This window comes from Rhizobium etli 8C-3 (assembly GCF_001908375.1).
In the GTDB taxonomy this organism is placed as follows: Bacteria; Pseudomonadota; Alphaproteobacteria; order Rhizobiales; family Rhizobiaceae; genus Rhizobium; species Rhizobium etli_B.
Window position 1 is genome coordinate 281,657 of record NZ_CP017241.1, and the last position, 20,557, is coordinate 302,213.

Annotated in this window: 23 protein-coding genes and 1 pseudogene; 10 read left to right on the forward strand and 14 right to left on the reverse strand. The window is 59.6% G+C overall.

The annotated features are described in order from the left end of the window. The first annotated feature begins 54 nt into the window (after positions 1-54). On the forward strand, positions 55-966 hold the full coding sequence (locus AM571_RS01400) for an EamA family transporter (protein WP_074059860.1): 912 nt from the start codon (positions 55-57) through the stop codon (positions 964-966). Here the strand turns inward: AM571_RS01400 and AM571_RS01405 are convergent. Beyond that, positions 963-1,430: a group III truncated hemoglobin gene (locus AM571_RS01405; RefSeq protein WP_074059861.1), complete on the reverse strand. Its 468-nt coding sequence runs from the start codon at positions 1,428-1,430 to the stop codon at positions 963-965. The genes AM571_RS01400 and AM571_RS01405 overlap by 4 nt on opposite strands. A gap of 167 nt (positions 1,431-1,597) precedes the next feature. Between AM571_RS01405 and mbfA the strand changes: the two genes are divergently transcribed. Further along, positions 1,598-2,581 carry an iron exporter MbfA gene (gene mbfA / locus AM571_RS01410; protein ID WP_074059862.1) on the forward strand — a complete coding sequence of 328 codons (984 nt, stop codon included), beginning with the start codon at positions 1,598-1,600 and terminating at the stop codon, positions 2,579-2,581. 157 nt (positions 2,582-2,738) lie between these two features. On the opposite strand, the gene AM571_RS01415 is transcribed toward mbfA, so the two are convergent. Together AM571_RS01415 and AM571_RS01420 are read right to left on the reverse strand one after the other, a co-directional pair. Beyond that, complete coding sequence (locus tag AM571_RS01415; RefSeq protein WP_074059863.1) at positions 2,739-3,338, reverse strand: transglutaminase-like cysteine peptidase; 600 nt, start codon at positions 3,336-3,338, stop codon at positions 2,739-2,741. 186 nt (positions 3,339-3,524) lie between these two features. Then, the gene (locus AM571_RS01420) at positions 3,525-4,325 is read right to left on the reverse strand and encodes an alpha/beta hydrolase (RefSeq protein WP_074059864.1); all 801 of its coding nucleotides are present in this window, start codon (positions 4,323-4,325) and stop codon (positions 3,525-3,527) included. Between the two features lie 172 nt (positions 4,326-4,497). Between AM571_RS01420 and infC the strand changes: the two genes are divergently transcribed. Beyond that, positions 4,498-5,034 (forward strand): translation initiation factor IF-3, encoded by a 537-nt coding sequence (gene infC, locus AM571_RS01425; protein ID WP_074063010.1) that lies wholly within the window; start codon positions 4,498-4,500, stop codon positions 5,032-5,034. A gap of 319 nt (positions 5,035-5,353) precedes the next feature. On the opposite strand, the gene AM571_RS01430 is transcribed toward infC, so the two are convergent. Together AM571_RS01430 and AM571_RS01435 are read right to left on the reverse strand one after the other, a co-directional pair. After that, positions 5,354-5,749 carry a DUF1236 domain-containing protein gene (locus AM571_RS01430; protein ID WP_074059865.1) on the reverse strand — a complete coding sequence of 132 codons (396 nt, stop codon included), beginning with the start codon at positions 5,747-5,749 and terminating at the stop codon, positions 5,354-5,356. 128 nt (positions 5,750-5,877) lie between these two features. Continuing rightward, the gene (locus tag AM571_RS01435) at positions 5,878-6,144 is read right to left on the reverse strand and encodes a BON domain-containing protein (RefSeq protein WP_074059866.1); all 267 of its coding nucleotides are present in this window, start codon (positions 6,142-6,144) and stop codon (positions 5,878-5,880) included. A 285-nt stretch (positions 6,145-6,429) separates the two neighbouring features. Here AM571_RS01435 and AM571_RS01440 point away from each other — a divergent pair. Further along, positions 6,430-6,656, forward strand: a pseudogene (locus tag AM571_RS01440) (DUF982 domain-containing protein). 147 nt (positions 6,657-6,803) lie between these two features. Here the strand turns inward: AM571_RS01440 and AM571_RS01445 are convergent. From AM571_RS01445 to AM571_RS01475, 7 genes are all read right to left on the reverse strand, one after another. Beyond that, positions 6,804-7,781 carry an alpha/beta fold hydrolase gene (locus AM571_RS01445; protein WP_074063011.1) on the reverse strand — a complete coding sequence of 326 codons (978 nt, stop codon included), beginning with the start codon at positions 7,779-7,781 and terminating at the stop codon, positions 6,804-6,806. Positions 7,782-8,004: 223 nt separating this feature from the next. Then, complete coding sequence (locus AM571_RS01450) at positions 8,005-8,895, reverse strand: LysR family transcriptional regulator (protein WP_074059867.1); 891 nt, start codon at positions 8,893-8,895, stop codon at positions 8,005-8,007. 139 nt (positions 8,896-9,034) lie between these two features. Next, a complete protein-coding gene (locus AM571_RS01455) occupies positions 9,035-9,352 on the reverse strand; it encodes a hypothetical protein (RefSeq protein WP_237358521.1) in 318 nt (105 codons plus the stop codon). Between the two features lie 30 nt (positions 9,353-9,382). Continuing rightward, positions 9,383-9,847 (reverse strand): DUF1348 family protein, encoded by a 465-nt coding sequence (locus AM571_RS01460; RefSeq protein WP_074059868.1) that lies wholly within the window; start codon positions 9,845-9,847, stop codon positions 9,383-9,385. A 70-nt stretch (positions 9,848-9,917) separates the two neighbouring features. Continuing rightward, the gene (locus AM571_RS01465; protein ID WP_074059869.1) at positions 9,918-10,466 is read right to left on the reverse strand and encodes a carboxymuconolactone decarboxylase family protein; all 549 of its coding nucleotides are present in this window, start codon (positions 10,464-10,466) and stop codon (positions 9,918-9,920) included. 128 nt (positions 10,467-10,594) lie between these two features. Beyond that, a complete protein-coding gene (locus tag AM571_RS01470) occupies positions 10,595-12,661 on the reverse strand; it encodes a pyridoxamine 5'-phosphate oxidase family protein (protein WP_074059870.1) in 2,067 nt (688 codons plus the stop codon). Positions 12,662-12,721: 60 nt separating this feature from the next. Continuing rightward, positions 12,722-13,333: a glutathione S-transferase family protein gene (locus tag AM571_RS01475; protein WP_074063013.1), complete on the reverse strand. Its 612-nt coding sequence runs from the start codon at positions 13,331-13,333 to the stop codon at positions 12,722-12,724. A 285-nt stretch (positions 13,334-13,618) separates the two neighbouring features. On the opposite strand from AM571_RS01475, the gene AM571_RS01480 reads away from it, so the two are divergent. The 6 genes from AM571_RS01480 (at position 13,619) to pheT (ending at position 19,427) form a co-directional block, all read left to right on the forward strand. Then, positions 13,619-13,807, forward strand: coding sequence for a hypothetical protein (locus AM571_RS01480; RefSeq protein ID WP_074059871.1), 189 nt, complete (start codon positions 13,619-13,621; stop codon positions 13,805-13,807). Positions 13,808-14,302: 495 nt separating this feature from the next. Further along, on the forward strand, positions 14,303-14,803 hold the full coding sequence (locus AM571_RS01485; protein WP_074059872.1) for a GFA family protein: 501 nt from the start codon (positions 14,303-14,305) through the stop codon (positions 14,801-14,803). Between the two features lie 305 nt (positions 14,804-15,108). Next, entirely contained in the window at positions 15,109-15,312 is a 204-nt protein-coding gene (gene rpmI / locus AM571_RS01490) for a 50S ribosomal protein L35 (protein ID WP_004108077.1), read from the forward strand. Positions 15,313-15,351: 39 nt separating this feature from the next. Then, the gene (gene rplT, locus AM571_RS01495; protein ID WP_074059873.1) at positions 15,352-15,756 is read left to right on the forward strand and encodes a 50S ribosomal protein L20; all 405 of its coding nucleotides are present in this window, start codon (positions 15,352-15,354) and stop codon (positions 15,754-15,756) included. Positions 15,757-15,905: 149 nt separating this feature from the next. Beyond that, positions 15,906-16,988: a phenylalanine--tRNA ligase subunit alpha gene (pheS, locus tag AM571_RS01500; RefSeq protein WP_074059874.1), complete on the forward strand. Its 1,083-nt coding sequence runs from the start codon at positions 15,906-15,908 to the stop codon at positions 16,986-16,988. Between the two features lie 15 nt (positions 16,989-17,003). Beyond that, positions 17,004-19,427 (forward strand): phenylalanine--tRNA ligase subunit beta, encoded by a 2,424-nt coding sequence (gene pheT / locus AM571_RS01505; RefSeq protein ID WP_074059875.1) that lies wholly within the window; start codon positions 17,004-17,006, stop codon positions 19,425-19,427. A gap of 61 nt (positions 19,428-19,488) precedes the next feature. Here the strand turns inward: pheT and AM571_RS01510 are convergent, their stop codons facing one another. Next, entirely contained in the window at positions 19,489-19,848 is a 360-nt protein-coding gene (locus AM571_RS01510) for a nuclear transport factor 2 family protein (RefSeq protein ID WP_074059876.1), read from the reverse strand. Positions 19,849-19,969: 121 nt separating this feature from the next. Continuing rightward, positions 19,970-20,470 (reverse strand): ferritin-like domain-containing protein, encoded by a 501-nt coding sequence (locus tag AM571_RS01515; protein WP_074059877.1) that lies wholly within the window; start codon positions 20,468-20,470, stop codon positions 19,970-19,972. Positions 20,471-20,557 lie beyond the last annotated feature (87 nt).

Here is a 20,557-nt window from a genome sequence, read left to right on the forward strand (position 1 = left end):
CATTTGCCGCTCTGTGATTGCGTTCGTATCAGTGATGCAAATCGGGAGCAGGAAATGGATCAGAAGAGGGGCAAACCAACGCCAAACGGCGCTGTCGTTGCGTTAACCGCAGCTGCGCCTGCATTTTCCGGCGGTATTGCGGCTGGTTCATTGATGTGCCTGCTTTCGATGTCGTCCATTCAGTTCGGTGCGGCATTCTCTTCCGGCGCGATCGCAGCATATGGATCGGCAGGTGCCTCCTGGCTTAGGCTTGCCTTCGCGGCAGCCATCCTGGCAATCGCCGTTCGTCCGCCCTTGCTGCGCTACAGCCGCGAGCAATGGATCGGCGCATTGGTTCTCGGCACCACGACGGCGCTGATGACGATGTCCTTCTTTGCGGCGATCGAGCGAATTCCTTTGGGGCTTGCGGTGGCGATCGATTTTCTTGGTCCGCTCTCCGTCGCGACGTTCGGTTATGGCCTGACGCGGCGCCTGATCTGGCCGGTGATCGCCGCAGCCGGTGTTCTCCTCCTCGCCTATGATGGCGAAGGATGGGTCGGCAATCTGCCCGGCGTTCTCTTTGCCTTCGGCGCCGGCGCGGGCTGGGCATGCTATATCATGCTGACGAAAAAGGTCGGCGCGGCGTTCAAGGGGCTCGAAGGCCTCTCCATGTCGCTGATCGCGGCGGCGGTGGTGGCGGCGCCCTTCGGCTTTGCCGGTGCCGCGTCGAACTTCGATGGCTACGGTCTCTTCGAGATGGCAGGTCTGGCGATCCTCGTTCCGCTCCTGCCTTATACCCTGGAAATGATTGCGTTACGACGGATGACGACGGCCGCATTCGGCATCCTCATGAGCTTGGAACCGGCAATCGGTGCGCTCGCAGGCTTCCTCATCCTTGCCCAGCCCATGACGCTGTTGCAGATGCTCGGGACCGCGCTGGTCGTCGCGGCGAGCGCAGGTGCGACCTTTTCAACCGAAAAAGCTTAGGCGGAATTGCGAGCAGGATCGTCGAGTGCGGGATTGTAAAATAGCGATAGCGTCAAGCTCTTCGCGATGCGTTCCGCCGTCGCCATGAACCAGGCCTTTGCCCCGGCATTCGGAGCGATATCGTCGAGCGTTGCTGAAAAGAGCTCCAGCCATTGGGGAAAAAGATCGGGCGTCATGTTGGCCACACCGACATGTGCTTGCACCGGCTTGCCGCCGTAGGCGCCGCTGCGGAATGCGACGGAGGACCAGAAGCTCTTCATCTTCGCCATGTGCTCCGGCCAGCGGCCCGAAAGCCGGGCGTCGAAAACGGGGCCGAGTTCGGGATGCGCAAGGACGCGGCCGTAGAAAGTCTCGACCAGCCTGTCGATGAAGGCATTGTCGATGCCCATGGCATTCATTTCCATTTCCGCTCGCTGGCGGATTGCGGCGGCATGCGCCGCCCGGCCTTGCAATTCACTATTCATCCCATACCCATGATCGCTTTGTTGCGGCACGCCTCATATAGGCACCTGCCTCGTCCAGCTGAAGTGCACAATTTGTATTGCGGCAATCTGTCAGATCGAACGCCCGATGCTTGACGCTTTGCGGCGCACTGTTTAGATTTAGAATTATTCTAAAATGGAGCTTTGTTATGCTGCCGCGGTTTTTCACCTCTTTCAAACGTTCATTCAAATCATTGTCGGAACAAGAAATTCTGGCGCTGGCGATTGCCTCAGAGGAGGACGACTCCCGCATCTATCGGGCCTATGCCGACAAGCTGAAGGTCGCTTATCCCGCCTCGGCGCAGATCCTCGAGGACATGGCGGAAGTCGAAAACACGCACCGCAAGTCGCTTATCGAGATACATCGGCAGCGTTTCGGCGAACGCATTCCACTAATTCGCCGCGAGCATGTGCAGGGTTTTTATGAGCGCAAGCCGGATTGGCTGCGCAAGAACCTGTCACTGGAAGCGGTTCGGCAGGAAGCCGAGACGATGGAGGAGCAGGCTTATCGCTTCTACGTCGAGGCGGCAAAGCAGACTTCGGATGCCTCGACGCGCCAGCTTCTCGGCGATCTCGCGCTCGCCGAACAGGGTCATGAAGACATTGCCAGAATGCTCGGCGACAAACATACTCCTGAGGATGTAAAGGAAGCCGAGGACGAAACGGCGCGGCGACAATTCGTGCTCACCTATGTGCAGCCGGGCCTTGCAGGCTTGATGGATGGTTCTGTCTCGACGCTGGCGCCGATCTTCGCCGCCGCCTTTGCGACGCAGGATACGTGGCAGACATTCCTCGTCGGCCTCTCGGCTTCGGTAGGCGCGGGTATATCGATGGGTTTCACCGAAGCTGCACATGACGATGGTAAGATTTCCGGGCGCGGTTCGCCGATCAAGCGCGGTTTCGCCTGCGGGATCATGACAACGATCGGAGGCCTCGGCCACGCACTGCCCTACCTCATCCCCCAATTCTGGACTGCGACGATCACTGCCGTCGTCATCGTCTTTTTCGAACTCTGGGCGATCGCGTTCATCCAGAACAGATATATGGAAACGCCATTTTTGCGCGCGGCCTTTCAGGTCGTGCTTGGCGGGGGTCTCGTGCTGGCTGCCGGCATCCTGATCGGCAATGGGTAAGGCCCGGTCAGGCGCGCAGCCGAAGCAATCGACCAAGGGATACGGTTGCAGCGCCGAACGCCTTGAACTCAATCGAAGAGACGGGAGACCGTGCGTAAAGCAAAGTCTCCCAAAGCGGCCGACGGTCGCGGGCCTTCGTGCTTGAAGATTGAAATTCTTACTTCAGAGCGCCGACCAGGACGTCGCGGCCGTTTTCGATCGTCACCCAGCGGCCGGCATTGTAGCTCGACTGGCGCTTGACGAAGGAATAAGCCGTATCGAACCAGGGTTTCACGCCGGAAGCGAGGTTGTCGAGAATGAAGTCGCCTTCGGCTGTGCGAAGCGTCAGCACGGCGTGGCCTTCGCCATCTGGCTTGCGCACCACGGTCATCAGAAGATTTGCCGGATCAAAGCCGCGCTGGATCAGAATGCGGCGCTTGAGGAGAGCAAAATCTTCACAGTCGCCCGCCGTTGTCGGATAAGACCAGATTTCGTCCTTGCCGTAGATTTCCTTGTCCGTCATCGGGGTGATGGTACTGTTGACGGTGGAATTGACCGAGCGGACAAGAGCCCATTTCTCGCCATTCATTTCCGCCGGCCCTGCATTGCGGTCCGCACCGCATTCGATCCGGTGCAACTGGCAGAAATCATAATGGCCGATTGGCTGCGAGGTGGCGCCGCCTGTAACCATCGAGAGGTTTCTTGTGGGGGCCGGTAACGCGGCCGAAGACATCGCACAAATGGCCATCATAGCCATCAAGTAACCCTTGATCCGCACGCCCGTTTCCCTGCATCGCCCTTGTATTTGTTAACAAAGAGTTAACGGAGAGGGTGTTGAGGAGTCAATCATTACTTCTTGCGGCTCTGCCCTAACAACCAGACATGGTTAAAATGCCACACAACCGGTGGTTTTTTGCAGAGTGCGGTCTCGAACTCTGGTAGAGGCCGCAGGCGCCGGCTTCGGCTAACGAACGAGGCTTTTAGCGGCCGATAGTATCCGCTCGATATCCTGCGGCCGCGAAAGCCGATGGTCGCCATCGCGAATGAAGGTCAGCACGACATTGTCGGCGGGCAGGTGTTCAACCAGCTTCATCGCGTGGCTGTAGGGAACGTCCGGATCTTTCATGCCTTGCAGGATATGTACCGCGCAGCCCGTGTTGATGATGCCGGTCAGTACGCGGTTTTCGCGACCGTCTTCCAGGAGTGCACGGGTGTAGACGTTGGGCTCCGGACTATAGTCGGACTTCTCTTCGAAATAGCCGCGTTCGGCGAGCGAGGCGCGATCCTTTTTCCTCAGATGCGGCTCGATGAGATCCGATGTGAAGTCGGGTGCCGGCGCAATCAGCACCATCCCGTCGAGCTTTGGCGTCCCCTCCAAGCTTGCAAGTTCCTGCGCCAGCCGCAATGCAATCCATCCGCCCATGGAGGAGCCAACGAGGATGATGCGCTCGGGTCTTGCATGGAGGACGACGGCAAGCGCCTCTTCCAGCCAGCGGGAAATCGTTCCGTCCTTAAACTCTCCACCGGAAAGTCCGTGCCCCGAATAGTCGAGGCGGATGCAGGCAAGTCCGAGTTCACCGGCCAGCCGATCGAGTTCTATCGCCTTTGTGCCGCTCATGTCCGACCGGTAGCCGGAGAGCCAGACGAAGGTCGGGCCGCAATCCTTCGAGGTGGCTTGACGAATGATGAAAGCGATCCTTCGCTCCGCGTCACCTTCGCCCACCGTCAGGAACTGCGGCTCGGATATGGCTGTTGCTTCGGACATAAGCACTAACTCCCATTGTTTGTGCCTATAAAACAGATTCTTGAATAGGCTGACAGCAGGTGATTTTTCCGCTAAAGCGTGTTATTGACGACATCGCAGCGGCAGCGAGACTTCGTTGCGCCCCAATGGAGCGCGAAGCTGCGATCTGAAACAACTCGAGGAGAGTACGACCATTCGCAGACCTTTTAAAACCGACGCGCCCGTGAAGGAAGGGCCGCGTTCGAACCGGGAAATCCGTATTCCTAAGGTTCAGTTGATTGATGCTGAAGGACAGAATTTGGGCGTGGTGCCCACCGATCAGGCCCTGAGAATGGCTGAAGAAGCCGGCCTCGACCTTGTGGAAATTTCTCCCAACGCCGAACCGCCTGTGTGCAAGATTCTCGATCTGGGCAAGCTGAAATACGCCAACCAGAAGAAGGCCTCCGAGGCGCGCAAGAAGCAGAAGATTGTCGAAGTCAAAGAAATCAAGATGCGGCCGAACATCGACACCCATGATTATGAGGTGAAAATGAAGGCTATGGGCCGCTTCTTTGAGGAAGGCGACAAGGTGAAGGTGACGCTGAAGTTCCGCGGCCGCGAAATGGCCCACCAGGAACTCGGCATGAAGCTTCTGCAGCAGGTCAAGGCCGACACACTGGAATTTGCAAAGGTCGAAGCCGAGCCGAAGCTTGAAGGCCGCCAGATGATGATGGTGCTCGCGCCGAAGTGAGCGGGCCACATCGATGCATCAAAGCCGTCCGTAAGGGCGGCTTTTGTGTTTTTGCGCCAGGCATGGCGCGTGGTGCGTTAAATGGAGCTGTCTGGGCCCCTGTGGCACCCCAGCGTCGTTTATGGCCGCTACTATTGCAAGCACGCTCGGATCAAATCTTATCGAGGGGTGGGGGCAGCCACTATCGTTGCAGCGAGCATGGTGAGATGGCTTCTCTTCGGGACAATCTCCTGGCTTTGGGCACGCCATGCCGCCCGCATTCTCATGCCTCGCATGCGTGCCCTTGTTGTTGGAAGGGGCGGTGTGAACCGCCCGACGGTCATTGAATGACCTGGATGACCTTCCGGGAGGAAGGTTCGACGATAACGCGCTGATCGTTGACGATTGCATATGCATATTTCGGATCATCGGGAACGGGGGTGACGACGACGGTTTCCGGCAGGGGCTGCCCGACGACGACCTTCTCCCTCACCACGACGCGTTCAGCCGGGGCGGGAGCCTGCTCAACGTAGGTCACCACCTTCGGCGGCGGTGGATCGATGATGCTGCCTGCCACGCCGCCGACGATGCCGCCGACAGCCGCACCGACCGGGCCACCGACAATAGCACCCGTTGCAGCGCCACCCGCTGCTCCTGTAACCGTCGAGGACTGCGCAAAGGCACACGTCGACGCCAACAGAATACCCGAGGCAAAACCAATCGATTTGATATTCATCTTCTTTCCTCCTTTGATGCGATTGCTTCCTTGAAAGCCAACGGGGAGATGGAAGAAGTGTTCCAGAGCTGGGACTTTAGGCGGAGGCATGATGGGACCTTCGTCCGACCCCCGCCAGTCACCGTCGACTACTGCATGGGAAAGCGGCTCAGCATCCGGTCATGGACATTTTCCCAGCCTACGATCATGGCTGCAATCGAGATCGCTTTGTCGCGATCTGCAGCCTTCGTTATGTAGCCTTCCAGCAGCACGACCGGACCGAGCATCCTGATCTCGATGGCGCTGCTGTCAATTTCCGGGTCGGCGGAAAGGGCTGCTGATATCGTCGCGATGGTCGATGCCGAACTATGGCCTTCAAAGCAGCGCTCTTCGTGATTGTCGGGGCCGAATCTCATATCCTTCTCCTGTTCCGCCCCTCAACGGACTCAACATTGCATCATATCCGTATATGAGCACCGCGCCCTGCGGTGGCCAGTCCGACTTAGGTCCTGCTTTCCCTCGGCATCGTCTGCCATAGATGCTGCTCACCCTGTCGAAAGGACATCAAGGAGGTGCTGGTCGTTGTTGCTGAACCCGATCTAAACCTTTCCTGATGAAGCGCCAGGTTATCGATCCATGGTGGAACAGATAGTGATGCGAACGGTCGGGATATTGGAGCAAGCGAAGATTTCGCGCCTGTGATGCTTGTAATGAGCGGTCAGGAAAAGCACAGGCTGGTGCGGTCGCTGAGTGAGCTTGCCGGCGACCTGATCGCCGCGTGGCCGACAGACGATGGCGAGCATATATTGCCGCAGTGAAGACATGCCTGGATGCCATTGAGGGTGATATCCCGGCAAAGACAGCGCGTGCCGCGCTCATTCGCGCTGCCGAAAAAGCCGGAATTCCGGTGATTGCGGCTGTTCACTGAGATCTTGCAACGCTGAAGATCGGTGGATCGGTTTCATAAAAAGGATGCATGAAAAAAAGAGCCAAAGCGCGTCTGCAGCACAGAAAAACAGGTAGAGGCGAAGTGCATGAATGAGCCGCGCAGTCCTTGGACTGCGCGGCTTTGAATTCAGTTTTTCCCAGCGAGTTCTCGGCCAAGAAAGTCGTGAATAAGCGGCGCTATCACGTCCAGCTTGTCCTCCAGCGCGAAGTGGCCGGTATCGAGAAGATGCAGTTCTGCATCCGGCAGGTCGCGAAGATAGGGAAGCGCGCCTTCGGCAGGGAAGATCTTGTCGTTTTTGCCCCACACGATCAGCGTCGGCGGCTTGCGATCGCGGAAGAAGGCCTGGAATTGCGGGTAGAGCGGCACATTGGTGCGGTAGTCATAGAAGAGGTCCAACTGAATGTCCTTGTTGCCGGGACGATCGAGCAGCGCCTGGTCATGAATCCAGTTGTCGGGGCTGATGCGGCTCAGATCGCTCATGCCGTCAGTGTACTGGAATTTCGTGGTCTCCAAGGCGACCAGGCCAGAGAGCCCGTCGCGGCTTTCGTTCGAGCCATCGGCCCAGTATTTTTTGATCGGATCCCAGAATTCGCGAAGGCCCTCGTCATAGGCATTGCCGTTCTGCACGATAAGAGCCGTCACGCGATCCGGATGCTTCAAGGCGAGCCGATAACCGACCGGCGCACCATAATCCATGACGTACATGGCGTATTTTTTTGCACCAAGCTGATCGAGCAAACCATCGACGAGGTCGGCATAATGACCAAAAGTGTAGGCGAATTTGGTATGGTCCGGAGCGTCACTCTGGCCGAAGCCCGGATAGTCCGGCGCGATGACTCGATAGCGATCGGCGAGAAGTGGCATCAGATTGCGGAACATATGCGAAGACGTCGGGAAGCCATGCAGCAGAACGACTACGGGGCCGTCTTTCGGACCGGCTTCGCGGTAGAAGATGTTCACACCATCGATTGCTGCGGTCCGATAGTGGACGGTACCGGGAGCCTGCCGGGTGATGATAGCTTGGTCGGGCGTGGACGAGGCTGCAAAGGATATGGGGGCAAAGCTGACGGTAGCCAGCATCAGGGTCATGATCAGGCGTTTCATGGCGGTCTCCTTCGGGTTTGAGGCGCCAGCTGCGGCTGCCTTGGAGACCAACATATCCTTTCACAGAGAAACGATAATCTGCTCAGTGTGGAAGTGATAATTACGACGTGTGAAAGAATGAGCGACGTCACGACCTGGGTTGCTTCAGCAGCTGTCACTGGAGATCCGCGCCTCTCAACGGCGGGATCTGGCACCAGTTCGGCGGAAGAATGCGGCGGTGGTTTTAGTTCAACAACCGGTTTTCCCGAAGACGCGCCGCCGCCATGTCCACGAAGGCCCGAACCTTGGCGGGCGCGTGTCGCCCTTCCGGATGAAGGATGTGAATGGGCATTGGCGGCTCTTCATGATCGCTGAGGACGATCTGCAGATCCCCCGCAAGCAGGGCCGGGCCGATCTGGTAGTGCAGGACTCGGGTCAGTCCCCAGCCTGCCCGTGCGGCCGTGATAACGGCGTCGTTGGTGTTGCATTGTAGAAGGGGGTCGATCGTCACCCGCTGATCGTTTGCAAAACGCCATTCCGGCGATGCCCAGGCGCTTGTGGACGCGGCAATGCGATGGTTCTTGAGGTCGGCGGGCGTGGTTGGAACGCCGTGGCTCTCGAAATAGCTCGGGGACCCGCAGATGACATGCCGAACGGTCCCGACCTTTATGGCAGAGAAACCTGAGTCCCGCAGGTGTCCGATACGAACGGCCACGTCGACCCCTTCTTCGACGATGTTGACCGGGCGATCGATGAACAGGGTCCGTGCATGCATGGTCGGGAAGGTGTTCAGGAACTCGGTCACGATGGGCAACACATACATCTGCCCGAACAATGCTGAAGCCGTGATGGCCAGCGTACCCGTTGGAGTGGCATAGGAGCCACCCGCGGCAGCCTCCGCTTCGGCAATATCCGCCAATATGCGGCGGCAATCCTCGAAATACCGTGTGCCTGCCTCCGTCATCTTGACGGAGCGCGTCGTGCGAACGAAAAGGCGGGCGCCAATCAGATCTTCAAGCGCTGCGACGGCGCGGGTGACAGCCGGTGCACTCATATGCATGTGGCGCGCGGTATCCGCAAAACTTCCGGTCTCCGCAACCTTCGCGAAAATCCGCATTGCCTGCCATCGATCCATTCGCCCCTCAAAGATTGCTCGTGTTGCTCAACGTGACCGTCGCCCAGAAATGTATCAATCCCGAAACAGATCGAGCAAGACCGTTTCGAGATTGATACGAATGACATGGCTGGAGATGTCGTGAAAGGTCGACGATGGCCTATGGGGATCGCAACCGAGATCGGCTGATGTAGGACGCCGCCAGTTCTTCGATGTCGGCACAGGCTTGTGCGTCGATACCGGCTTTCATGGTGCGCTCGCGGTGCTCGGCGTCTGGTTTGAGGGCCAAGGCTATCGCCTTGGAAAGCTGGAAATCGAAGCTCGAGCCCTTGCGGGCCATATCGACTTCAGCCCCCGTAATGCCGAGCGCCTTTGCGTCCATTTCCTGCTGTCGGGCAAAAATGGGATCTCCGCGTCCGGCGGTAAGCGCGAGCTCGATCGACAGCCGTGCCCGCGCATCGAGCTTGAAACCTGCCATGGTGGCGAGCTCCCTGATGCGGACCTGGCTTTAGAAGCCCAAATCGCTCAAGCCCGGGTGATCGTCAGGCCTGCGGCCGAGCGGCCAGCGGAACTTGCGCTCCGCCTCCGTGATCGGGCGCTCGTTGATGCTGGCATGCCGCGCCCGCATCAGCCCGTCCTCGGCGAATTCCCAGTTTTCGTTGCCATAGGCACGAAACCACTGACCGCTGTCGTCGTGATATTCGTAGGCATAGCGAACGGCGATGCGGTTGCCCTGGAAAGCCCAAAGCTCCTTGATCAGCCGGTAGTCGAGCTCGCGGTTCCATTTGCGCCTGAGGAAAGCTTCAGCCTCGGCACGGTTGGTCGCGAATTCGACGCGGTTGCGCCAGCGTGTGTCGAGTGTATAGGCGAGCGCGACCTTGGCGGCATCGCGGCTGTTCCAGCCATCTTCGGCAAGGCGGACCTTTTCGACGGCGCTCTGTTCATTGAAAGGGGGAAGTGGCGGACGAGACATGGTTCGGTTCCTTATAGATTGGGAATGGAAAGGGCGGGTGGCCGCCGCCCAGGCGACCACCGTGAGTTAGTCATGCTGGAAGGTGGTCGATGCTGGGGAAGTCGATTTCGGTGCCCAGGGCTTCGTTGACATAATTGGTGAAGGTGTTCAGCGCGACATGCGCGATGATCTCGAGGATTTCCCCATCGCTGTAACCCGCGGCGCGGACTTTTTCGACATCGCCTGGGGCCACGGAACCGCCGGCGACGACAAGAGCGCGAGCGAATTCGACGGCGGCGGCTGCCTTTGGATCATTCGAGGTGCCGCGCCGGTTCTTCTCGATCTCGCTCTCGTCCAGCTTGGCAAACTTGGCGCCGGTATAGCTATGCGCCGACAGGCAGTAGTCGCAACCATTGGCCTCGGCCATGGCGAGCGCGATCCGCTCGCGGGTGGCCGGAGCCAACTTGCCCTTGCCGAGAGCACCCTGCAGGGCCGCCAGGGCGTTCAGAGCGGCCGGGCTGTTCGACACCAGGCGGAAGATGTTCGGCACGGAGCCAATCTGTTTCTGGATGGCTTCCAACACGGGGCGGGAAGCTTCCGGTGCATCGTTGATTGTGGCGGGCGTGGCAATGCGAGACATGTCTATTTCCTTGGTTTAATTGCGAAAGGCTGTCCCCTTCGTCACTTGGAAGATGCTCCCGTTCTGCCGGATGATGAACGTTGAAAAAGCGGAAGATACTCTTGCGCCGGATGCATCAATGGGAAGCGTCAGAGTTCGAGCTGGATCTGGTTTTCCTCACCGCCCTCCTGTGCGGCGGGGACCGAGCAGCACAGCAGTACTTCGCCTTCGGCAATCGCCGCCGTCGGCTCCTTGATGTAGGTCACTGCCCCCCTGGTGAGCTTGGTGCGGCATGTGCCGCAACTGCCTTCCCGGCAACTGAATTCGGGACTGAGGCCGCGCGCTTCCGCCAGCTCCAGCAATGTGCCGGCCTCCGGTGTCCAGCGGGCTTCCTTCAGCGATCCCATGAAGGCGACCGGTACCGGCTTTGTGGATGGCGGTCGACGCGTGGGCGGGCTCACCCCGGCGTCGAGCGTTCGCTCCAGGGATGACGGGCCGAAAGCCTCCGCGTGAATGCGGGCATCAGCAATATTATAGCCGCGCAAGCCATCGTACAGTGACTGCGTGAACTGCGGCGGCCCGCAGAGGTAGAAGTCATAATCGTCGAACGGCAAGTGGCGGGACAGGAGCGGCATATCGATGCGCCCGATGGCGTCGTAGTCAACGCCTTCTTCAGCGCCATTGGCATCGCTCAAGACCCGGATCAGCCTCACCGCGCCTCGCGCGGCGTCGACGAGCTCGGCGATTTCCCGATCGAACGGACGCTCCTGCCTGGAACGCGCCGCGTGAAAAAGAAAGATCGGGCGAATGCGCTGCTTGCGCAGCCCCTCGTAGACAACGTGGCGCAACATGGCAAGCAGGGGCGTTATCCCAACACCGCCGGCAAGCAGCACTGCCGGACGGGCAGCGCGGGCGTCGATGGTAAAACTGCCGGCCGGCGAGCGCGCCTCGATCGTGTCGCCGACGCGGATGTGATCGTGGAGATGTTGCGATACCGCACCGTCGCGCTTGACACTGATGCGGTAAAGGCCGTCCGAGGGTGCCACTGACAGCGTATAGGTTCGGATAGCAGGCTTGTCGACGCCTGGAACGCTGATGCGGATCGGCAGATGCTGGCCGGCAACATGCGGCAGCAAACCTGCCCCATCGCTCGGCTGAAGGTGAAACGAACGGATGGAGGCGCTTTCTTCCACAATCCTGGTCACGGTCAGGGCGCGCCACCGGGTGGCCACTTCCGCAGCGCGCAGCCGGTCCGCCGCCTGCGCCCAATCGCCGGTCATCAACGAATTGGCAGACCAGCCGTCGTCCCGGAAGGACCAGCGCAGTGCCAATGCGTTCCGCCGACGGATGATCCGACGTGCCTTGAACGTCCACAGTCGTTCGGCGCCCTGAAAGGCCGCGATCTCCGGTGAATTAAGGATAACCTCGGCGTCACCGGTCATCTGCAGCATGTCGCCGCTGGAATAATCGACGAAGACAAGCCCGGCCTTGCCGTTCAACAGGATGTTGCCGAGCGTTGCAAAAAAGAGGTTCCCGTCAAAGTCCGGGATCGTCAGTGTCCCGTCGCCCGCAACGCGAACGAAACCGGCCTTGCCGCCGCGATGCGACACGTCGACCTGGCGTCGATCTTCGCGATCGGCATAAGAGGCGACGAAAAACGCATCCGCCGCCGTGATCATGGCGCGTGCAGCACTATCGAGGTCGGGCAGGTCTTCGACGGTGCCGGAAAAATCTCCGCCGGGATTTCGAACGAATTCGAAATCCCGCAGCTGGATGTAACGCGGGCAGTTTCCGAAGCTCTGGTCGACATCCACGCGGAAGCCGTCGGGTGAATTGGAGACGAAGCCGTTCATGCGGTTGCGCCGCCTTGTGTGCATCTCCATGCCAAGCAGGCCGATGGGCCGGCCCTCGGCCAGACCCTCGCTTGCGGGGTCGCTGGGATCTCTTGTGGCCGCGATATTCAAGGCGGTTGACGATGGAGAGGACATGAAGCCCGGGTGCCCTTCAAGGAAGGTTGCCCAGGCGTCACCGCGGCCGTCGACGCTGCCCAGCACGACGAACGGCAGCTGAGCGTAGAAGTCGCGATGCTGGTCTGGCATGAAATCGCGGATGACACGCTGGCCGACGGCCGCCATGCGTTCGGCGACGCCGACCTTCTGCTGAATATAGGTCTCTCCTTCGTGCCAGACCGGCAGGGGCTTCAAGGTCTCGTTCATGTCCTGTTTCCCCGAAAATGTAGATCGGGCGCACGCAAGCCGCACGCCCGTACCCTGGCCTCAAGCGGCAAGGCCGACGGGCGTTTGAACGAAGGGGACGAAGCCTGGCAGCGCTTCGATACGACGAAGGAACGCGTCGACGGCAGGGTAGGTGGAGAGGTCGACGTTGCCTTCCGGCGCACGGGCCACATAGCTGTAGATCGCAACGTCCGCGATCGTTGGCCTGTCGCCGACGAGCCAGTCGTGATCGGTAAGCTGGCTTTCGAGCTTGCGCAGCAGCGCATGGGCGCGGCCGATAACCTCTTCGGGATTATATTTGGCGCCGAAGACTGTGATCAGCCGCGCCGCTGCCGGACCATAAGCCACTTCACCGGCGGCAACCGACAGCCAGCGCTGGACGGCGGCGGAGCCCTTGGCGTCTTCGGGTAGCCAATCGGTACGGGCCGCTTTCTTTGCGAGATAGACCAGGATGGCGTTGGAATCGGCGATCACGACGTCGCCATCCTCCAGCACCGGCACCTGGCCGAATGGGTTCAGCTTGAGAAATTCGGGCGTCTTGTGCGCGCCGGACTTCAGGTCCACCTCGACCAGCTCGTGGGGCAGGCCAAGCAGCGAGACGAACAGACGTGCCCGATGCGAGTGACCCGACAGAGGGTGATGATAAAGTTTCATGTTGTGCTCCTGCGAACTTGGCCGGGTCCATTCCCGATCCGCATGCCGAAGGTGCGACAGGTGGCCGCCAATGAGAACGGCCGCGTTTGGCAGTTCATAATTGCAGTTGACGCAATAGTTTGGAAAAAAGCTGGCGGCCAAGATCGACCCGACCTGGCGGAAACGCATCACGTTTGGCCTGATTTCACTCACGAGATGGAATGATGTCTTGCCTGTTTAACGTCTTCAACATCAGCACGCTTCGTCGGATTTTGCTGCCCGGACACATCGAACCAGGTGAAAGACATGTACGACGACATCATGATCGCTGAATGGATCGAAGCTGCGTTCACGCCGTGGGGCAGTCGACCGGATGGAAATGAGTTGGCGGAACACCGCCAAGGACCCGACTGGACTTCCAGGGAGCGTCTTTTGCCGGAAAATGATCGCCTTGACCGCTTACGAGGCACCTATGAGCAACTGCTCGCGCACTAGCGGTCGCTGGAAGCTCACTGCGGGGACAAGGTGAGTTCTCGCCCCCTCACAGGCCCAGAGAATGAAGCGCAACAGTTGTCGAGCAGGTGATCCGTTCCCCAATCGGGGCTTCCGGCAAGCCGTTTCGGCCGAATTGACACCGAGGACCCGACGCAGCCTCTCAAAGGCGAACGCGCGTGAGCGCCGCATATCGGTCGTCGAAGCCACGTTGAGCAACTTCCAAAAGCGGAAATTACCAGCGTCTGCACCGGAACTTCGTGGGCTGCGGACCCACCTCAACAGTCTCTGCCAGCTTCGGTCATCGACTTAACCGGCGGTTGAAGCCGAAGGAGTGGGCAGAACGGTCGATAAGGCGTGATCGGGTCCATTTTTTTGGGCTCGCAAACTACGCCCACTAACACCAGATTTGGATCCGCTCCGGGGAGGCTGGACGACCAAAAGGCGAAAACTTAAAAGAGACTAATCCCAGACTCGCCTCTTGAAGGAGGAGAAGAAATGAAACGCATCGAGATGGAGGTGAGCGGCGGCTGCCAGTGCGGTGCCGTGCGCTACCACGCAACCGCAATGCTCGACAACTCGCATCTCTGCCATTGCCGCATGTGCCAGAAAGCTTCGGGCAACATCTTTGCCGCGCTCGTCGCCGCACCCGATGATGCTCTCACCTGGACACGCGGCAAGCCGAGCGTGTGGAAGAGCTCGGAGCTTGTCGAGCGCGGCTTCTGCGCCAATTGCGGCACGCCGTTGTTCTTCCACCACCTCGAAAACGGTCGCACCAACCTGATGATCGGTTCGCTTGACGATCCGCACGCCTTCTCGCCGCTTGCCAATACCTGCACCGAGAACATGGTGGCATGGTTCGATAAGATCACGGGCATAGAAAATACCGGTGCGACCGAAAACAACGGCGCCGAGTGGGCCGCGGCGATCAAGGAGAGCAACAACCAGCACCCCGATCACGATACCACCTCATGGGCGGTGAGAGGGCGAGATGGCTGAGCCCGAGGTCAACGGGTCATGTCCTTGCTCGCCCGCTTCCTCGCCGACACTCCTGCCTATCCAGCATGACTGAAGAATCCTCCTCTGCCCCGTTGCACTTTCGCGGCGCTGCGGGTATAAGCGCGCGTCCGAACTGACCGGCAGGGCATGCCGTGGCAGTTTCGAATGCTTGCGGGACGGTTTCGTCGCCATGCCCGCGGATCAACAACAAACGCTCCCGCACCTTGTTGCGACGGCCGGAAGACCGGACATCGCAGGAGGGCTTTTTGAAGAAGCGCGCAGGAGGATAGAAACGGAGTAGCAAAATGCCCAAGATGAAGACGAAATCCTCCGCCAAGAAGCGGTTCAAGATTACCGCGACCGGCAAGGTCAAGGCCGCTGCTGCTGGCAAACGCCATGGCATGATCAAGCGTACCAACAAGTTCATTCGCGACGCACGTGGCACGATGGTTCTCGCAGAACCCGATGGCCGCAAGGTTGTGAAGAACTACCTGCCGAACGGTCTCTAAGACTATTCCGCGAACGCTTTAGATTAAGGAGATCATGAAATGGCACGTGTAAAAAGAGGCGTTACAGCCCATGCCAAGCACAAGAAAGTTCTGAAGGCAGCAAAGGGCTTTTACGGCCGCCGCAAGAACACCATCCGTACCGCCAAGGCTGCCGTTGATCGCGCCAAGCAGTACGCCTACCGTGACCGCAAGGTCAACAAGCGCAATTTCCGCGCGCTTTGGATCCAGCGCATCAATGCTGCCGTCCGCGAATTCGGCCTGACCTACGGCCGCTTCATCGACGGCCTGAACAAGGCTGGCATCGAAGTCGACCGCAAGGTCCTCTCCGACATGGCGATCCATGAGCCGGAAGCATTCGGCGCGCTCGTCGCAGCCTCCAAGAAGGCCCTCGAGTACCTCAAGGATGCCGGTACGACGAACGAGTTTGAAAGCGCGGTTCGTTAACCAGCGCTTCCCAAGCTTGACGCTTTTTTGAATTTTGGGAAACCCGCGCTGGTTTGGGCTGGCGCGGGTTTTTCTTTCTCTTTACTCCTTGCCCGGCCGGTTTAACCAGCCTCCGATTCCCGCCTGATCCCGGACGGAAAGAATTGACGATGTCAGATATCGACCAGCTCAAATCATCGCTGCTTGCGGAAATTGTTGCCGCTAACGACGAACCGGCACTCGAAGCCGTGCGCCTTTCGGCCCTCGGGAAAAAGGGTTCCGTTTCCGAGCTCCTGAAGACGCTCGGCACGATGTCGCCCGAAGAGCGCCAGACCAAGGGCGTTGCAATCAACGTCCTCAAGAATGAGGTCGCGGATGCCCTTGCCGCTCGCAAGGCGACGCTCAAGGAAGCGGCGGTCAATGCCCGCCTGAGGGCCGAGACGGTCGACATCAGTCTGCCGGTCCGCTCCTCGCCCGCCGAGCGCGGCCGCATTCACCCGATCAGCCAAATCGTCGACGAAATCACCGCGATCTTCGGCGACATGGGCTTCTCGATAGCCGAAGGTCCGGATGTCGAGACCGACTATTACAATTTCACGGCGCTGAATTTCCCCGAAGGCCACCCGGCCCGCGAGATGCATGACACCTTCTTCTTCCAACCGGATGAGGACGGCGAGCGCAAGGTGCTGCGTACGCACACCTCGCCCGTACAGGTGCGCACCATGGAAGCGCAGAAGCCGCCGATCCGCATCATCATCCCCGGCAAGACCTATCGTCAGGATTCGGATGCGACCCATTCGCCGATGTTCCATCAGGTCGAGGGACTGGTAATCGACACGAAGGCGAATGTCGCCAACATGCGCTGGGTGCTCGAAGAGTTCTGCAAGGCCTTCTTCGAGGTCGACAGCGTGACAATGCGCTTTCGCCCGTCCTTCTTCCCGTTCACCGAACCGTCCTTTGAAGTCGATATCCAATGCGATCGATCAGGCCCGATCGTCAAATTCGGGGAGGGAACGGATTGGATGGAAATCCTCGGCTGTGGCATGGTCCATCCGAACGTACTGCGCTATGGCGGTCTCGACCCGGACGAATATCAGGGCTTTGCCTGGGGGATGGGCCTCGACCGCATCGCCATGCTGAAATACGGCATGCCCGACCTGCGCGATTTCTTCAACGCCGATGTTCGCTGGATGACCCACTATGGCTTCCGCCCGCTCGACATGCCGACGCTGTTCGGCGGCTTGAGCGTGTAAGGGAGGATTGAGACCATGAAATTCACACTCTCCTGGCTGAAGGATCATCTGGAAACGGATGCCGCCCTGGATGAAATCTGCACCCGCCTGACGATGATCGGGCTGGAAGTCGAAGACGTCGATGACAAGGCGGCCTTCAGGCCTTTCATCATCGCCAAGGTTCTCTCCGCCGAAAAACATCCGCAGGCCGATCGCCTCAAGGTTCTCTCGGTCGATACCGGCAAGGGTGCTCCGATCCAGGTTGTCTGTGGGGCGCCGAATGCCCGGGCGGGGCTCATCGGAGCATTTGCCGCATCGGGCACCTATGTTCCCGGCATCGACGTGACGCTTTCCGTCGGCAATATCCGCGGCGTTGAAAGCCACGGCATGATGTGCTCCGAAAAGGAACTCATGATTTCTGACAATCATGAGGGAATCATCGATTTGCCCGAAGACGCCCCAATCGGGTCCAGCTATGCGGCCTATGCCCATCTCGACGACCCTGTCATCGAGATCAATCTTACGCCGAACCGTCCGGACTGCACGAGCATCTTTGGCATCGCCCGCGATTTGGCCGCTTCGGGTCTCGGCACGCTGAAGGCGCGGCCTGCGCCGTCTTTTGCCGTCGAGGGCGAGACGCCTGTCAGGGTGAAGCTCGAACTTGACGACGAAAAGCTCTGCCCTGGTTTTGCGCTCCGCCTCGTGCGCGGCGTCAGGAACGGCCCGAGCCCGCGCTGGATGCAGCAGCGGCTGCTGGCAATCGGTCTGCGTCCAATTAATGCCCTGGTCGATATCACCAACTACATGACCTTCGACCAGGGCCGGCCGATGCACGTCTTTGACGCTGCCAAGGTCAGCGGCAATCTGACCGTCCGCCGCGCGAGGGAAGGCGAGACGGTGCTGGCGCTCGACCAGCGCGAATACAAGCTTGGGCCCAACAATGTCGTGATCGCCGATGCGGACGGCATCGAGTCGATCGGCGGCATCATGGGCGGCGAGCATTCGGGCTGCGACGAAAAGACGACTGACGTGCTGATCGAATCTGCGCTCTGGGACCCGATGAATATTGCCAAGTCCGGCCGCGGTCTGGGCATCATCACCGATGCCCGCTATCGCTTCGAGCGCGGTGTCGATCCGGAATATATGGTTCCCGGACTGGAGCGCACGACCGAACTCGTTCTTGAACTTTGCGGCGGCACGCCGGCAAAGGCCGATGTCGTCGGCTACAAGGGGTATCAGCCGAAGATCGTCGATTTCCCCTACAGCGAAGTCAGGCGCCTGACCGGCCTCGAAGTCTCGACCGAGGAGAGCAAGGATATCCTGACCCGCCTCGGCTTCGTGGTGACGGGTTCGGGCGAAAGCGTATCGGTCGCCGTTCCTTCCTGGCGTCCGGATATCGGCGGTAAGGCCGACCTCGTTGAGGAAGTCATGCGCATCCACGGCGTCGACAACATCAAGCCGGCGCCCTTGGAAAGCCATGCAGCGGTGAACGGCAAGATCTTGACGACGCTGCAGATCCGCACGCGGATGGCCAAGCGGGCGCTCGCCTCGCGCGGCATGCTGGAGGCAGTGACCTGGTCCTTCATTTCGCAAGAGCAGGCGAAGCTCTTCGGCGGCGGTTCACCGGCACTCAAGCTTGCAAACCCGATCGCAGCCGAAATGTCCGACATGCGCCCCTCGCTCCTGCCGGGCCTGTTGATGGCTGCGCAGCGAAACGCCGACAAGGGCCACGGCGATGTGGCGATCTTCGAAGTCTCCGGAACCTACGAGAATGACCGGCCGGAAGGCCAGCGTCGTGCTGCCGGTGGCATTCGCCGCGGCACGGCCTCGCTCACTGGCGCTGGCCGCATGTGGTCGAACAGTTCGAGGGGCGGCGGCAAGCCGGTCGACGTCTTCGACGCCAAGGCCGACGCGCTGGCGGTGATGGAGGCCTGCGGCCTGCCGATGGGCAATATCCAGATAGAACAGGGCGGACCGGATTGGTACCACCCAGGCCGTTCCGGCACCATCAAGATGGGCCCGAAGGTCGTCCTCGGCTATTTCGGCGAATTCCATCCTTCGACACTCGAAGCACTCGATGTCTCAGGCGCGCTCTGCGGCTTCGAGGTCTATATCGACGCGATGCCCGAGCCGAAGAAGAAGGCGACGCGGACCAAGCCGGCGCTGGAGCTTTCGCCATTCCAGGCCGTCAAGCGCGATTTCGCCTTCGTCGTCGACAAGGCGGTTGAAGCCGGCGCGATCATAAAGGCTGCGAGCGGTGCCGATCGCAGGCTGGTCACCGGCGTCAATGTCTTCGACATCTTCGAAGGCGGATCGCTTGGGGAAGGCAAGAAGTCGGTTGCGATCGAAGTGCAGATCCAGCCCGTCGAGCGGACGCTGACGGACGAGGATTTTGAGGCACTGACGCAGAAGATCGTGGCGAGCGTGATGAAGTTCACGGGCGGTGTGCTGCGTAGCTGACATAAGTCGGGCACTGCGGGCCGGCGGTTGCGCCGGCCTCATGCTGTGAAAGCTGCGCTAGCTAGGAATGCAGGTAGTAGACCTTGTTGACGATCGTCCATCGACCGTCGATCTTCAGCATCGATAGATAGTCGGTAAAGCGCATCCCGGCGAATTCGTCAGTCACCTTTGCCATCGCGGCATCGCCTGCGACATCGATCATTGTTATATCCATATAGGGTTGGGTCCCCGGCGGAGCGGCGCCTTCGGCTGTGATCGCAGCGATGAATTCGTCGCGCGTCAGCCATTCGACCGCATGTTCATAGTGACCGATGATCGCGCTTTGCGGATGGAACGCCTTTCGCAAAGCCGCTTCGTTGGCAAAGGTCATGCCTTCGACGTAGAGATGGACGACTGCTTCGATTGCCTGCTGTTCGGACATATCTTGCACGCTCCGTATCGGCCTCGACATAACGGTGGAAGATTTAGAGGCGGGTGGTCCCTTGACAAGCCGTACCAAGGCTGGAGCAGCCGGTAAGACCGGCTCCTCCAGTCGATTGTCGTCAAGCTGCGCGGGCGGCTTTCTGGTTTGCGGCGCTGACGGCGAGTTTCGTAAGCAACTTGTCAGTTGCCTCTTCTTCCAGCAAGGTCTGGTCCAGCAGCGCAACGGCGTCCTTGTATCCGAGGTTCTGCGCCCAGGTCTTCAGTGTGCCGTAACGGGCGATCTCGTAGTGCTCCACGGCCTGCGCCGCAGAGATCAGGCCGGCGTCGACAGCGGCCGTCCCCTTGAATTCTTCCATGATCTCTTCGCCTTCGGCGATGATGCCCTGAATCGCTTCGCAGGTCTTGCCCTGAGCACGTTTGCCGGCAATCTCGAACACCTGCTGCAAACGTTCCAGATGGGTTTCGGTTTCTTCCTTGTGCTTTTCGAAACCGGCCTTCAGATCGGCGGACTGAGCAGCGCGGGCCATCTTCGGCAGGGCGCGCAGAATCTGCCGCTCGGTGAAGTAGATGTCCTTCAAGGTGTCGTAATAGAGATCCTCAAGTGACTTTTGCTTGGCCATTTCTTCGTTCCTTGTTCTCGTTTTTGGACTCACGCAGTCGTGAACCCTTACAGAAGCGACCTCGTTGGAAATTGTTCCGTTGGAGCC

Coding starts and splice junctions, on each gene's coding strand:
- AM571_RS01445 (WP_074063011.1), bottom strand. CDS start 7,781: ATGAAACGCCTGATCATGACCCTGATGCTGGCTACCGTCAGCTTTGCC.
- AM571_RS01480 (WP_074059871.1), top strand. CDS start 13,619: ATGTACGACGACATCATGATCGCTGAATGGATCGAAGCTGCGTTCACG.
- AM571_RS01465 (WP_074059869.1), bottom strand. CDS start 10,466: ATGTCTCGCATTGCCACGCCCGCCACAATCAACGATGCACCGGAAGCT.
- AM571_RS01460 (WP_074059868.1), bottom strand. CDS start 9,847: ATGTCTCGTCCGCCACTTCCCCCTTTCAATGAACAGAGCGCCGTCGAA.
- AM571_RS01400 (WP_074059860.1), top strand. CDS start 55: ATGGATCAGAAGAGGGGCAAACCAACGCCAAACGGCGCTGTCGTTGCG.
- AM571_RS01510 (WP_074059876.1), bottom strand. CDS start 19,848: ATGTCCGAACAGCAGGCAATCGAAGCAGTCGTCCATCTCTACGTCGAA.
- AM571_RS01430 (WP_074059865.1), bottom strand. CDS start 5,749: ATGAATATCAAATCGATTGGTTTTGCCTCGGGTATTCTGTTGGCGTCG.
- AM571_RS01515 (WP_074059877.1), bottom strand. CDS start 20,470: ATGGCCAAGCAAAAGTCACTTGAGGATCTCTATTACGACACCTTGAAG.
- pheT (WP_074059875.1), top strand. CDS start 17,004: ATGAAATTCACACTCTCCTGGCTGAAGGATCATCTGGAAACGGATGCC.
- AM571_RS01405 (WP_074059861.1), bottom strand. CDS start 1,430: ATGAATAGTGAATTGCAAGGCCGGGCGGCGCATGCCGCCGCAATCCGC.
- rpmI (WP_004108077.1), top strand. CDS start 15,109: ATGCCCAAGATGAAGACGAAATCCTCCGCCAAGAAGCGGTTCAAGATT.
- AM571_RS01420 (WP_074059864.1), bottom strand. CDS start 4,325: ATGTCCGAAGCAACAGCCATATCCGAGCCGCAGTTCCTGACGGTGGGC.
- AM571_RS01435 (WP_074059866.1), bottom strand. CDS start 6,144: ATGAGATTCGGCCCCGACAATCACGAAGAGCGCTGCTTTGAAGGCCAT.
- AM571_RS01475 (WP_074063013.1), bottom strand. CDS start 13,333: ATGAAACTTTATCATCACCCTCTGTCGGGTCACTCGCATCGGGCACGT.
- pheS (WP_074059874.1), top strand. CDS start 15,906: ATGTCAGATATCGACCAGCTCAAATCATCGCTGCTTGCGGAAATTGTT.
- AM571_RS01470 (WP_074059870.1), bottom strand. CDS start 12,661: ATGAACGAGACCTTGAAGCCCCTGCCGGTCTGGCACGAAGGAGAGACC.
- AM571_RS01485 (WP_074059872.1), top strand. CDS start 14,303: ATGAAACGCATCGAGATGGAGGTGAGCGGCGGCTGCCAGTGCGGTGCC.
- AM571_RS01450 (WP_074059867.1), bottom strand. CDS start 8,895: ATGGATCGATGGCAGGCAATGCGGATTTTCGCGAAGGTTGCGGAGACC.
- mbfA (WP_074059862.1), top strand. CDS start 1,598: ATGCTGCCGCGGTTTTTCACCTCTTTCAAACGTTCATTCAAATCATTG.
- AM571_RS01455 (WP_237358521.1), bottom strand. CDS start 9,352: ATGGCAGGTTTCAAGCTCGATGCGCGGGCACGGCTGTCGATCGAGCTC.
- rplT (WP_074059873.1), top strand. CDS start 15,352: ATGGCACGTGTAAAAAGAGGCGTTACAGCCCATGCCAAGCACAAGAAA.